Raw genomic sequence first — 14,233 nt, forward strand, 5'->3', positions numbered from 1 at the left:
CTCGACACAATAATGAGAAATAGATAACTAACTGGTCGATAGTATGAGAATAGTTCATAGAATATTTACCAAGAAAAAGGCAAACCCGAAGATTTGCCTTTAATTCAATAGATAAAAACTAGAGTTTATTCTTCATCTTCAGTATCAAAATCTGAGGCAGATGATTCATTATTCTGTTCAAGTGAACTATCAAAGATCAGTATCGCTTTACCTTCTGTTTCAATCATACCTTGCTCCTCAAGAGTTTTGAGGACACGGCCAACCATTTCACGTGAGCAGCCTACAATACGGCCGATTTCCTGACGGGTAATACGGATCTGGCGGCCATTAGGTAAAATCATGGCCTCAGGCTGAGATGCCAGATCAATCAGGCAGCGCGCAATTCGTCCAGACACATCAATAAAAGCCAGATCAGTTACTTTACGTGTAGTGTTTTTCAGGCGACGCACGAGCTGGGCAAATACTGCATAGCTTAAATCGGGAAATTGTTTACTCAGTTCATGAAAATTCTCATAACTAATTTCTGCAATTTCACACATCTCCCGGGTACGAACTTCAGCTGTACGTTGTGGATTGGCTTCAAAAAGCCCCATTTCTCCGAAAAAGTCACCTGGATTTAAATAGGCTACCACAATTTCACGGTCATCATCTTCGCGCAGTACAATAGAAACAGAACCTTTAAGGATGAGATATAAAGATTTGGATTCTGTACCGGCATCAATAATGGTAGTACGTTTTGGAAATCTGTTAATTTTTGCTCGTTTTAGTAGTGCTTTCACTGATTCAGGTAGTTGACCTGGAGAAAGGGCGTCAGTACTGAGTTGTGAAAAATTAGAATTCATGCCTAGAGTTCCGAAGGGGATAATAAGAAGATCGCACAAGACCTAAGATGAACTTGTCACACAGCAGAGATGAAATTCCTTATCAACTCGTTTTATGTTAGTGTACAGGTACTTGGTAAATTTATAGCTTTTTTTAGGTAGTTGCAATGCAAACAAGTGTTCATTGGCTAGAGAATGTTGCTTTCGAAGCTAAATCTGAAAGTGGTCATAGTGTCGTCATGGATGGGTCAGCGGAATATGGTGGAGAGAACCGTGGACCGCGCCCGATGGAACTTATCCTGATGGGATTGGGTGGATGTGCTTCATTTGATATTGTGACGATTCTGAAAAAATCTCGCCAAGATATTCAGGACGTGGTGTGCCAGCTTAAAGCTGAACGTGCTGATACCATTCCTGCTGTGTTTACCAAAATTCATCTGCACTTTGTTGTGACAGGTAAAGATATAAAAGAAAAACAGGTTGCCAAGGCAGTTGAGCTTTCTGCTGAAAAATACTGTTCTGCCAGTAAAATGCTTTCCGACGGCGGCGTAGAAATTACTCACGATTATGAAATTATTGAAACGGTTTAAGCAGTCTAGACTGCCTGAATCAGCATGCCGGTTTTTACCGGCATTTTTTTATTGTTTATTTTTATGAAAAAGAACTCCCTATACTTGAAACCTTCATGATGTGAGCTCATATTATAACTGAAATCTAATGTTTTTGTTTTAATAAGCTTTTGAAAAATATATATAATTCTGTTTGAATTTTACAAAAGTGTTCCCATCTATTACTCAAGTACAGAATTGTTGTGAGGAATAACAAGAATGCGATTCGAAAAATTTACTAACCGGTTACAACAGGCTCTATCTGATGCCCAGTCTCTAGCAATGGGTAAAGATCATACTGCAATTGACAGTATCCATATTTTGGCAACTTTAATTGAGGAACCTTCCAACTTAAGTTTGCTACAACAGGCAGGTGCCAATCTTCGTGAACTACAGCAACGGCTTGAAAAAGCCTTCAATGATGCGCCAGTGTTATCTAACCCTACTGGAGATATTAATTTAAATCCTGATGCTGTAAAAATATTAAATCTGGCTGACCGTTATGCACAAAAGGCAGGAGATGAATTTATATCTACCGATTGGGTCATGCTGGCACTAGCAGAGTCAGGAAATAGTAAAACTATTTTAAACGGCGTGGGCGTAACTGCAGAGACGCTACGCCCTGTAATTGAAAAAATTCGAGGTAGTGAGAAAGTCATGAGTAATAATCATGAAGAACAACGCGACTCATTAAATAAATATACCATTAACCTCACTGAACGTGCACTGGCCGGAAAACTTGATCCGGTTATTGGCCGTGATGATGAGATTCGTCGTACGATTCAGGTCTTGTCACGACGTACCAAAAATAACCCGGTACTGATCGGTGAACCCGGAGTAGGTAAGACAGCCATTGTAGAGGGCTTGGCTCAGCGTATTGTAAACGGTGAAGTCCCAGAAAGCTTGAAAGATAAACAGGTACTGTCTTTAGACTTGGGTTCACTTCTGGCTGGTGCAAAATATCGTGGTGAATTTGAAGAGCGCCTGAAAGCGGTTTTAAATGACCTGGCTAAACAAGAGGGTCGGGTGATCCTGTTTATTGACGAGTTACATACACTGGTAGGTGCAGGTAAAACCGATGGCGCCATGGATGCAGGTAATATGCTCAAACCTGCTCTAGCTCGTGGTGAGCTGCGTTGTGTGGGTGCTACTACACTCGATGAATACCGTCAGTATATTGAGAAAGATGCGGCACTTGAACGTCGCTTTCAGAAAGTTCTTGTAGATGAACCAAGTGTAGAAGATACCATCGCAATTTTGCGTGGTTTAAAAGAACGTTATGAAGTGCATCACGGTGTCAAAATTTTAGACTCGGCGATTATTGCTGCAGCGAAAATGTCGCATCGTTATATTACTGACCGGCAGCTGCCGGATAAAGCCATTGACCTGATTGATGAGGCAGCTTCACGAATTAAAATGGAGCTGGACTCTAAGCCTGAAGCTTTGGATAAGCTGGACCGTCGCCTGATTCAACTGAAAATGCAGCTTGAAGCCGTTAAGAAAGATGAAGATGCTGGAAGTAAGTCCGAAGTCAACTATCTGGAAAAACAGATTGAAGAAGTTCAGAAAGAATATAACGATCTTGAAGAAGTATGGAAGGCTGAAAAAACGCTGGTAGAGGGAACCAAAAAAGCACAGGTGGAGCTGGATCAGGCTCGGGTTGCTTTAGAAAAAGCCCAACGTGAAGGAGACTGGGCTGAAGCCAGCCGTTTACAATATGGTGTTATTCCGGAATTGCAAAAACAGCTTGAGCAGGACGAAGTGATTGAAGACCACGAAGAGCCTAAATTGCTGCGTAATAAAGTGACTGATAATGAGATTGCAGAAGTCGTCAGTGCTGCTACAGGTATTCCTGTCGCGAAAATGCTGCAAGGTGAGCGTGAAAAACTGCTGCATATGGAAGAATTTTTGCATAATCGCGTAGTTGGGCAGGATGAAGCTGTAGTTGCGGTATCTAATGCTGTTCGTCGCTCACGTGCCGGATTGTCAGATCCAAACCGTCCAAGCGGATCATTCCTGTTCCTTGGCCCAACGGGTGTAGGTAAAACAGAATTAACTAAAGCTTTAGCGAATTTCTTGTTTGATAGTGACGATGCCATGATCCGGATTGATATGTCTGAGTTTATGGAAAAACATTCAGTCAGCCGCTTGGTAGGCGCACCTCCAGGTTACGTAGGTTATGAAGAAGGGGGGGTATTGACTGAAGCAGTACGCCGTAAGCCTTATAGTGTTATTCTGTTTGATGAAGTCGAGAAGGCTCATCCAGATGTCTTTAATATTTTATTACAGGTACTGGACGATGGCCGACTGACTGACTCGCAAGGACGAGTGATTGACTTTAAAAATACTGTCATTGTAATGACTTCGAATCTGGGCTCACAAGATGTTCGGGAACTGGGTGAAGGCGCCAGTGATGAAGAAATGCGTTCTGTGGTTATGAATGCAGTAAGCCATCATTTCCGTCCGGAGTTTATTAACCGGATCGATGAGCTGGTGATTTTCCATTCACTGAAAAAATCACAGATTCGTGGTATTGCTGACATTCAACTGGAACGTCTACGTTCACGTTTAGCTGAACGCGATATGAGCTTGACAATAGATGATACAGCCTTTGATCTGTTAATTGATGCAGGTTTCGACCCGGTGTATGGCGCGCGTCCATTGAAACGTGCTATCCAGTCACAGGTAGAAAATACTTTGGCACAAAAAATTCTCTCTGGTGAATTCCAGGCTGGAGATAATATTTTGATCAAAGGGGAACATGGTCATCTTGAGTTTGATAAGCTCAAACTTAACTAAATTTGTATAAAAAAGCCCACATTAAATGTGGGCTTTTTTATTTTATACATAACTTTATCTAGATAAAATTTAATTTACTGGATAATGCTGGATTTTCCAGGCACGGTGGATTTTCTGATTGCGTTTGAAATCCGGCCCGATAGTCTCCTGAGTGATTTCTTCAATATCAAACATGGCTTCAATTTCTTCATCCATCTCGAAACCGCGGTAATTATTTGAAAAATAAAGCGTACCTTCGGTTGTGAGACGGTTCATGGCACGTTTAAGTAATGAAACATGGTCACGTTGTACATCAAAGGTTCCGTAGAACTTTTTCGAGTTTGAGAAAGTGGGCGGATCAATAAAAATCATATCATACTGTTCATGGCCTTCTTTAAGCCACTCAAAACAGTCACTGGCAAAGAACTGGTGCTGCTGGTCAGGATGGTCAACAGTTAAGCCGTTTAAAACAAAATTTTCTTTAGACCAGTTTAAGTAGGTATTTGACAGGTCTACACTGGTTGTACTGGCTGCCCCGCCGAGTGCAGCATGCAGGCTGGCTGTAGAAGTATAACTGTACAGATTCAGGAAGTGTTTACCTTTAGCCTCACGTGCAATACGTAGGCGCATTTGACGGTGGTCGAGAAACAGTCCGGTATCTAGATAATCTGTCAGGTTCACTAAAATTCTGGCTTGTCCTTCCTGAACAATAAACCGTTTGGACGCCGTACTCTGCTTTTCATACTGTGCTTTACCTGCTTGACGGGCACGGGTTTTAATAAATATCGCATCACGCCCCAGGCCCGTCACTGTCCGGATAGCGGCAAGTGCCAAATTAAAACGTTTCTTGGCTTTTTCCGGATCAATCGTTTTTGGTGGAGCATATTCCTGCACATGCAAACGGTCACCGTACAAGTCAACTGCAACGTTAAAATCAGGCAGATCTGCATCATAAAGACGCAGGCAGAACACACGATCCTTGGTTGCCCATTTTTTCAAGGTTTGCATATTTTTTTGCAATCGATTAGCAAAATCTTGAGCACCTTCAATTTCTACATTTTGAGGCTGCCATTTTTCTAAGAAAGGTACGTTATCGGATGCAGGTTTGATCGTTCCAAAACGAATATAAATTGGCAGCTTACCATTCATCAGGCGTAGAGTTTCAGGATGCTCAAATGCCAGAACATCTGCCTGTTCTACTTGTGCTGCAATTACTGCTGCATACTGGTTAGGAAAGTGTTTCTGTAACTGGCCAGATAAACCGAGATAAAGTGCCCGGTTAGAAGCTTTCTCGCCTAAACGTTCGCCATATGGGGGATTGGTGACAATAAATGCAGTTTTTTCAGCTGCATCGAATTCAGGCCAGTCAGCAAGTGTACGTTCTTCTACCTGAATCTGTTCCAGCTGTTTCTCGAATCCGGCGGCAGCAATATTCTGGCGGGTAGCTTTAACCGCTTCCCAGTCCGCATCAAAAGCATAAAATTTAGGTAAAGGCTGTTCAAGTGCCTGCTCGTGGCGTTCTACTGCTTCGGCTTTAAGTGACATCCATAATTCACGGTCATGACCATGCCAGCCATTAAAGCCAAAACGGCGTACCAGGCCCGGAGCCCGGTCAGTCAGAATCATGAGAGACTCAATAATAAACGTACCTGAACCGCACATTGGATCTAAAATAATATCCGGCTTTCTTTTTTCAATACCAGCCTTGTGTAATATTGCTGCTGCCAGATTCTCTTTAATCGGTGCATCGGTCATATAGCGACGATAGCCGCGTTTATGCAGGGAATCTCCGGATAAATCCAGACAATAAGTATGTTCAGTTTTACCAGCCAATACGTATAAGGTAATTTCCGGTTGCTTAGTATCAATACTAGGACGGCGGCCTACTGCTTCCATAAAGGCATCGACTACACCATCCTTAACACGTAAGGTGGCAAACTGGGTATTGACCTTAATATCACGCTCTACGTGCAGACGGATAGCAAAAGTACTTTGAGGTGCAAAAATAAGTGACCAGTCAAAGCTAAGCGCACCATCATACAGTTCTTCAGCCACATCGCGGGCATCATGACTAAACTCGATTTCCTGGGTATGAATGGGTAACAATACGCGTGAGGCCAGACGTGACCACATACAGATACGGTAAGCAGTCTCCAGAGAACCTTGAAAAACTAACCGGCCTGGTTTACGTTCTACATTTGACGCACCGAGTTGTGCGATTTCCTCTTCAAGCAAGAGCTCCAAACCATCAGCACAGGTGACCCAATAAGTAGATAAACGTTGCGATGCATTCATGCAAATTTCCAAACCAGACAAGCAAACGACAATTTTAACGTATTTTCGTTGTTTTAGGCGGATGATCTTAAGAAGTTATTTCAGAAATTGTTTATCTTCATTATCCCACGCATTATTAAAGAGAATGATTTCTCTTGATGAAGCTAAACAGGTTTAAACTTAATTCCTTTCATATTTTAAATTTCTGGTATGTATCTTGCTAAATTCTTGAGCATATTAGTGTTTATTTGCCATACAAGCAGATGTACTAACCATGTACAAAACTGACTTAATATTTTTTAAAATAAAATAAGGGGATTTTATGAATATTTTATCTTCAAATCACAGTGATATTTTTTCTATCGCAACTTTAATTTATACACGCTTACGCCGTGTATCTGGACGCGTAATTGATGTGATGTATATGGTGGAAAGTGAAAGCTACACTCAGTATGTCATGGAGTTGGCCAAGAAAACGCAGGATGCAGAACTCATCCGTTTGGTAACACGTCTCTCTGCTCTAGTTTGTCCGCCAATCATGGCAGAGGTGGAAGCACAAAATAATGAAGAGAGCACTGAGTTGTTTGATAGAGAGGTGACGAAAGAGCCAGATTATCAGGCGCAGGTAGCTCATCATTATATTGGTGCACTCAGATAATAATGCTCTAAACAGGGAAGTTTTAAGACTTAATCTGGATTTTAATTTAAATAAAGAAAAATAATTTCTTAATATGAAGAACTGATTTAATTTATCTTTTTGAAATAGCTGGTTAATAGTTCATAAAATAAATAATTCTACTAAAAATTTTGAAAAATCTGGCTGCCCAAACTGAGGGAGAATCTATATAATGCATTAACTTAACGTCTAAGGAATCTCTCATGCATTTGGCTGCACTGCATACGCCGAGTCAGATTCAGCTCAATCAATACGGTCATCTTAAACATTTTCTGACCATTGAAGGCCTTTCCCAGCAAACCCTCATAAAAATTCTCGATACTGCTTCTTCCTTTTTTAGTGATCAAAATCAACTCATAACCTCACCTTTACTCGAAGGCCGTACGGTCATGAACCTATTTTTCGAGAACTCAACCCGCACCCGCACAACTTTTGAAGCTGCTGCTAAACGTTTATCAGCCAATGTGCTAAATATTGATATCGCCCGTTCCAGTACATCTAAAGGTGAAACCCTGCGTGATACGCTGTGGAATCTTGAAGCAATGGCGGCCGATCTTTTTGTTGTACGCCATTCATCTTCAGGTGCTGCACATTTTATTGCGAAAGATGTGTGCCCGAATATCGGGATCATTAACGCGGGAGATGGACGTCACGCCCATCCCACCCAGGCTATGCTGGATATGCTTACGATCCGTCGTGAAACTGCCCGGCCATTTGAAGAGTTAAGTGTTGCCATTATTGGTGATATCAAACATTCACGGGTAGCACGTTCGGATGTAGCCGCGCTACAGACCTTAGGCTGTAAAGATATCCGCGTCATTGCGCCGAATACCTTATTACCTTTTGGCTTTAAGGAATTTGGTCCGGAAGTCCGACTTTTTAATAACATGGATGAAGGCGTAAAAGATTGCGATGTCATTATTGCACTTCGCATCCAAAATGAACGTATTGATTCACCTGCACTTTCTTCACAGTCTGAATTTTATAAAATGTATGGACTGAATGAAGACCGGCTGGCATTAGCAAAACCGGATTGTATTGTCATGCATCCAGGCCCAATGAACCGTGGCGTAGAAATCGACTCCAGCATCGCTGATGGTCCGCAGTCAGTAATCTTGCGTCAGGTGACCAACGGTATAGCAGTACGTATGGCTGTGCTGGCACTAACAATGCAAGGGCAGTTAGAAGAGAAAGGTTTGATTGAAGCGTTGGCGATATAAGGGTAAAGAAATGAGTATTGTCAAAATTGAAAATGTACGCGTTCTTGACCCGATCGCCAAAACTGACAGGATTGAAACAATCTTTTTGCAAAATGGTACGCGTGTCGATGCCAGTGATGATGTCGAAAGAACTATTAATGGACAAGGTAAATGGCTTATGCCAACTATGGTTGACCTGTGTGCACGTTTGCGCGAACCGGGTCAGCAGCAGCATGGGACATTAAAATCTGAAGGCCGGGCTGCACGTCATAATGGTATTTTGCATGTGATTACACCGCCAGACTCCAAGCCGATTGTTCAGGATAATGGCTCGCTGATCCATGGCTTACAAGAGAAAGCTATGTTAGATGGTGGTATTTATCTGCATATTATCGGTGCACAGACTCAAGGTCTAAATGGTAAGCAGCCTGCTAATATGGCGGGTCTGAAAAAAGGTGGATGTACTGCAGTTTCTAATGCTCATGCACCTTTTGAGAATGATGATGTAGTTATCCGTACCTTGGAATATGCAGCGGGTCTGGATATGACCGTTGTGTTTTATGCTGAAGAGCCACAAATTGCCAAAGATGGCTGTGCCCATGAAGGTTTTGTCGCTTCACGCCAAGGCTTGCCTATGATTCCGGTTATGGCAGAGACCGTCGCTATTGCTAAATATCTGCTTATGATAGAGGCAACCGGAGTACGTGCCCATTTTGGTCTGCTGTCTTGTGGCGCATCTGTTGAACTGATCCAGATTGCTAAGGCCAAAGGCTTACCTGTAACTGCTGATGTTGCCATGCACCAGTTGCATTTAACTGACCAGTTAACAGATGGATTCAATTCACTGGCGCATGTACGTCCTCCTCTACGCTCAGCACAGGATAAGGAACTATTACGCCAAGGCTTGAAATCGGGAATAATTGATGCCATTTGTACGCATCATGAACCCTTATCCGGTTCTGCTAAAATGGCGCCGTTTGCAGAAACCTTGCCGGGAATCAGTGCATTTGATACTTATATTCCGTTTGGTATCCAGCTGGTTAAAGAAGGCCTGTTCAGCCCGTTAGAATGGGTAGAAAAAGTAACGCTGGAGCCGGCACGAGTAGCCAATATGGTAAAACGCTGGCAGTCAGAATCAGGCTGGGTACTGGTTGATCCTGATCTGGAATGGACAGTCAGTAAGGAAAATATGCTGTCTAAAGGTAAAAATACACCACTGATTCAGCAAAAGGTGCAAGGTAAGGTTGTAGAAATATTCCTGCCTTAAACAGAATGATATGGAAGAAATAGAAAAGCCAGCATAAGCTGGCTTTCTTATTGAGTTTTTCAGTGATTTATTAAAATTTCTATAACATTTTGTTATTTCTAAAGAGTTTCGCTAGTAACCGTATTAATATTCAGCATAGTATAAAAAACAGCTTATTTTAAATGCATTAATTCCAATAATAATGCCAATAAAAGAGAGAATGATGATGAGTATAAATTTTATTGAATTATTGAGGCAAAAGGTTTCAGCTATTGTTCTAGAAGGTGAGACCACTTATCTGGTAGAAAAGTCTGATGCACTGGCACAATTTTATCCAGTTTTACTGGCCATTTTAAAAGCTCGGCCTGAGCTGATACCTTCTTTAGAAAACCAGTTAAATCCGACTCTAAATGAATTATTCGGACATCATATCGCTCTTAAAGAACAATTTTTAAATCAGGTAAGTGGTAGTATTCCTCATCTCGAAACCGAGCGCATATTAAACCAGTCTATTACACCGACAATGGCTGTTTTAATCGAAGAGGCGGGTAGTCCAGACCCGGAAGCGATCAGACATCTGCTTTATACTCATCAGGATATTATTCTGGCAGTATTACCACACTGGGCAATGGCGCTATTAGCCGGTCTAGGTATTAATCCTGCCGCAGGGGAAACTCTTTATCAGGCGCCACGGGAACCAGATCCGGTCATTATAGAGGATCGAAGAACCAATGTTTTATGGCCATTGATTGGTATTGTTGTTTTAGCAATTCTGGCAGCATTGATGCTCAGGGCGTGTGATGATGATCAAGAGACTGATCAGCAGGCTGTAGTCAATGGAACCCAGCCAGCATACTTTCAGTTAACCACTGGAGATGAAGGTGAGTTGATTACCTGCCAGATAAGAATCAGTGATTTAAAATATGTAGATATTTTACAAGGCGAGGTTAAGTATACTTTTAGTCATCCTTCTGGTTGTGGTGTAGATACCCAGTCTATCTATCATGCAAGTTTTATGAATCAGGATGCTTTACCAAGCGTATTGAAAATCGTACAGGGTGTACCAAATTCTTCAATTACCTGGACAGGTAAAGAAATTAATATCCAGTCTTCCCGTAATAGTGATGCACAGAGTCTGGTTAGTCAGATTCGCTTGCTCGTACCAGATATGACTATCACCACCCAACAACTCGTTGCCAGCAATCCTCAGCCAACCCATGCTGGAGTTACAGATGCTGAACGTACCTTATCACAAATTAATCCTGATAATATTAAACCACTAGATATAGCTACCGCACTGAATCTTGAAGTAATTCATTTTGCCAGCGGTTCTGCACAAGTACCGGATGTTAATAAACCGATTCTTGATCAGGCGGCCGCCCTGTTGCAACGTGTGCCAAATGTAGTCGTCACTGTAAAAGGTCACACCGATGCTGAAGGCAGTGAAGCTGTTAATAACAATCTGTCTGTACAGCGTGCCCAGGCTGTAGTGAATTATCTGGTAAGCCGGGGGGTGAGCCCAAGTAAGCTGCAAGCTTTAGGATATGGTCAGGACCAGCCGGTCACTGATAATGCAACCAGTCAAGGCAAATTTCAGAATCGCCGGATTGAGTTTGAAATTTTGAATACGGATACGGGTGTAGTTCGTGAAGTAAATGAACAAGGCGTTAAACCTGCTTCATGATTTTAATATTAGATAAAACAAATATTTTTAAAAAGGTCAGTTAAACTGGCCTTTCTATATCATTTGAATTTTCATATTTTAATGAAGATAAAAATTTAAAATAACGATTGATAGATTAAAGCAGATTTATTCTTGGTGTTTTATAAAGCGCTTTAATAATAAAATATAAAAAAGGTTTATATTATTTTATTAGTTTGAACTGTAGATAAAAATAAGCATGAGAAATCTGGTCAGTTACCTCAAAACTTGATTAAAATACGCCCCATAAAATTACAATACACTCTGGATTAAAGATGAAAAAATTATTAGCCCTATCAATGCTTTCATGTATTGCTGTATTAGGGGGATGTGATGGCTTTAAAAATAAAGATAAACAGGATCAGGCAGCTGTTCAGGATATGGCAGACTGGAGCTGTACCAATCAGGATAATCTGAACCAGATTCAAAAATACCTTAAAAGTGAATATTTAAAAGAAGTTGAAAAGCACCTCAGGCAGTCTGACTATTATGAAGCAGACCGGGAGCTTCTGGCTAAGATCAACCAGAGCTTAAGATTTGAGGTTAAAAATGTGCGTACTGTGACCGAAGATCCTAAGAATGCGAATCAGTTAAACTGTGAAAGTCAGCTGGTTGTACATTTTCCAAAAGGCTTATTGCAACGTGCAGAAAATGCCTATCAGAAATACTTGGAAAACTGTGAAGAATGTGAGGGCGGAACGACTATAGCTGACTATCTGGAAGAAGGTGAATCAGGTTTATCCCTAAATAATAACCAGTTGCGCGGTACATTTTCTTATGACATTAGCAAGACTGACAAAGAAGGCTTGAGTCTGGATATTCCTAATCAGAACGCAGTCATCGATGGTGTGGTTTTTGTGACGGTAAAAGCAGTGCAATATGCAGCTTACGTCAAAGAAAATCAGGAAATTCAAAATTCTATCAAAGAATCTGTTCATGAGAATACTGTCCAGACTGAACTTGCACAAAAAGCAATGGATATCCGCAAAAAAGAACTGGATGCTGAAAAACAGAAGCAGGTAGAACGTTTGAACCAGATTTGGGACAGTCTGACAGAAGAGCAGCGTACTCAGTTAAAGCAAGACCAGTCTGACTGGTTTGAAAAACGTGATGTAGATTGTAAGGTAATCTCGCAGAGAAGTGTTTATCAGATTCCTGAAGCAGAACGCGAGGTTTATCAAAAGCAGTCAAATTACTGGGATAAAGCCATGGAGCAGCAAAATCAGGATATGCAGTACACCAAATGCTTTAATCAGAAAACTGCTGAACGTAGTGTCTATCTCAATAACCTGTTTTAATGGATGACTGTTGAAAAAAAAAGGGCGGATTGATTCGCCCTTTTTTTATTGGCATGCTAGAGCATTATTTTTCACTATCAGTCTTCTATGCGTATTAGTTTTATCGGTTCAGGCAAGGTAGCGACTCATCTGGCACGGGGACTTGCAAAACAGCATCAAATTGTTCAGGTGTTCAGCCGTAATCTGGATCATGCCAGACAACTTGCAGAGCAATTCAATGCTGAACCAATTGACCACTATCATGATATCAATTCACAGATTGACCTGATAATTATTGCAGTAAGTGATCAGGCAATTACAGAAACAATTGTTCAGTTAGCTCCGTATTTATCAAGCAGTCTCGTCGTACATACATCCGGAAGTACTGCTTTAAATATACTATCGCAACATTATTCTCATGCGGGTGTTCTATATCCGTTGCAGACTTTCAGTTTTGAACGTGAGATTGACTGGCAGGCTACTCCAATATTTATTGAGGCAACTGAAGCTAAGAATCTGGAAATTCTTAAATATTTGGCAAATAGCCTAAGTCAAAGGATATATAATTATTCTTCAGCCCAACGTTTAAGCCTGCATCTCGCTGCCGTATTTGCCTGTAATTTTACTAACTATTGTTATGATCTGGCCAAACAGATAGTAGACCAGCAACAGGTGGATTTTTCGCTGCTTTATCCCTTGATCAGTGAAACTGCCCAGAAGGCACTGCAACATGATCCACATTTAATGCAAACTGGTCCTGCAGTGCGTGGAGACCAAAATATTCTTAATATGCATATGCAGCTACTTAATCACGCTGAGCGTGAAGATTTAAGGGAAATATACCAAGTGATGAGTCAAAGTATTTTAAAATCACATCAATGTATTAAATAAAAAGATTGAACTCGCTCAAACTCGGAGCAGTAAAAAAACAGGACCGAAGTATGGCAAAGGATTTTAATAACTCCAAAGTTGTGAAAACTTATAATGAGCACATCCGTAAACTGATTCCAGGTTATGAGTTGGTACATCAGCAAATTCAGGCTTTATTGAAAGCTTATATTGCCGGTAACAAAGTACACCTATTAATTATAGGTTGCGGTACTGGCTATGAGCTGGGTTATCTGCTTCAGCAATTTCCAGAATGGAAATTTACTGCAATTGATATATCTGACACCATGCTTGATAAGGCCAAACAATATGTTCAACAGTTTGATGGCAATAATCGAGTAAATTTTATTCTGGGTGATATGAGTCAGCTAGATACTGATCAGAATTTTGATGCAGCCTTATCTATATTAGTCACACATTTTATTAGTTATACTGAGAAATCTAAATTTTTAAAACAGATCTATGAGACCTTAAAACCAGGCGGAATGTTTATAACTTTTGATCTGGTAAAAATAGTATCACTGCAGGAAAAACTCAGCTTAAAGTATATATGTGAAAATAACGGTCTCAGTGAAAAGCAGACTGAAACCATGCTTCAACGTTTAGAAGATGATTTTTTCGCTTTGTCTGAACAGGAGACTTTCCAGTTTTTAAAACAGGCTGGCTTTAGCCAAGTCAAAAGATTTACCCAGCTTTTATGTTATGAGGGGTTTATTGTACAGCGTTAAGCTGGCGAATACTTTAATTCACCAGCTTGTTTTTTC

11 protein-coding genes are annotated in these 14,233 nt (G+C 41.0%); 9 read left to right on the forward strand and 2 right to left on the reverse strand.

Features of this window, described 5'->3' with window-relative positions; translation table 11 throughout:
• Window positions 1-125: 125 nt before the first annotated feature.
• Complete coding sequence (crp, locus tag ACRAD_RS04855) at window positions 126-842, reverse strand: cAMP-activated global transcriptional regulator CRP (RefSeq protein ID WP_005014956.1); 717 nt, start codon at window positions 840-842, stop codon at window positions 126-128.
• A gap of 146 nt (window positions 843-988) precedes the next feature.
• Here crp and ACRAD_RS04860 point away from each other — a divergent pair, with 146 nt between their 5' ends.
• Window positions 989-1,411 carry an OsmC family protein gene (locus ACRAD_RS04860; protein WP_005025388.1) on the forward strand — a complete coding sequence of 141 codons (423 nt, stop codon included), beginning with the start codon at window positions 989-991 and terminating at the stop codon, window positions 1,409-1,411.
• Window positions 1,412-1,648: 237 nt separating this feature from the next.
• Window positions 1,649-4,228 (forward strand): ATP-dependent chaperone ClpB, encoded by a 2,580-nt coding sequence (gene clpB / locus ACRAD_RS04865; RefSeq protein ID WP_005025391.1) that lies wholly within the window; start codon window positions 1,649-1,651, stop codon window positions 4,226-4,228.
• A 69-nt stretch (window positions 4,229-4,297) separates the two neighbouring features.
• On the opposite strand, the gene rlmKL is transcribed toward clpB, so the two are convergent.
• Window positions 4,298-6,502, reverse strand: coding sequence for a bifunctional 23S rRNA (guanine(2069)-N(7))-methyltransferase RlmK/23S rRNA (guanine(2445)-N(2))-methyltransferase RlmL (gene rlmKL, locus ACRAD_RS04870; protein WP_005025394.1), 2,205 nt, complete (start codon window positions 6,500-6,502; stop codon window positions 4,298-4,300).
• Window positions 6,503-6,803: 301 nt separating this feature from the next.
• Here rlmKL and ACRAD_RS04875 point away from each other — a divergent pair, with 301 nt between their 5' ends.
• From ACRAD_RS04875 to ACRAD_RS04905, 7 genes are all read left to right on the forward strand, one after another.
• Entirely contained in the window at window positions 6,804-7,139 is a 336-nt protein-coding gene (locus ACRAD_RS04875; protein ID WP_005014948.1) for a hypothetical protein, read from the forward strand.
• Window positions 7,140-7,360: 221 nt separating this feature from the next.
• Complete coding sequence (locus ACRAD_RS04880; RefSeq protein ID WP_005025396.1) at window positions 7,361-8,377, forward strand: aspartate carbamoyltransferase catalytic subunit; 1,017 nt, start codon at window positions 7,361-7,363, stop codon at window positions 8,375-8,377.
• Window positions 8,378-8,387: 10 nt separating this feature from the next.
• Window positions 8,388-9,623, forward strand: coding sequence for a dihydroorotase (locus tag ACRAD_RS04885; RefSeq protein WP_005025398.1), 1,236 nt, complete (start codon window positions 8,388-8,390; stop codon window positions 9,621-9,623).
• A gap of 202 nt (window positions 9,624-9,825) precedes the next feature.
• The gene (locus ACRAD_RS04890; RefSeq protein WP_005025399.1) at window positions 9,826-11,286 is read left to right on the forward strand and encodes an OmpA family protein; all 1,461 of its coding nucleotides are present in this window, start codon (window positions 9,826-9,828) and stop codon (window positions 11,284-11,286) included.
• Between the two features lie 293 nt (window positions 11,287-11,579).
• Entirely contained in the window at window positions 11,580-12,602 is a 1,023-nt protein-coding gene (locus ACRAD_RS04895; protein WP_005025401.1) for a lysozyme inhibitor LprI family protein, read from the forward strand.
• A gap of 87 nt (window positions 12,603-12,689) precedes the next feature.
• Window positions 12,690-13,472, forward strand: coding sequence for a Rossmann-like and DUF2520 domain-containing protein (locus tag ACRAD_RS04900; RefSeq protein ID WP_005025403.1), 783 nt, complete (start codon window positions 12,690-12,692; stop codon window positions 13,470-13,472).
• Window positions 13,473-13,522: 50 nt separating this feature from the next.
• A complete protein-coding gene (locus ACRAD_RS04905) occupies window positions 13,523-14,197 on the forward strand; it encodes a class I SAM-dependent methyltransferase (RefSeq protein WP_005025405.1) in 675 nt (224 codons plus the stop codon).
• The last annotated feature ends 36 nt before the right edge of the window (window positions 14,198-14,233 follow it).

This window comes from Acinetobacter radioresistens DSM 6976 = NBRC 102413 = CIP 103788 (assembly GCF_006757745.1).
Classification (GTDB): domain Bacteria; phylum Pseudomonadota; class Gammaproteobacteria; order Pseudomonadales; family Moraxellaceae; genus Acinetobacter; species Acinetobacter radioresistens.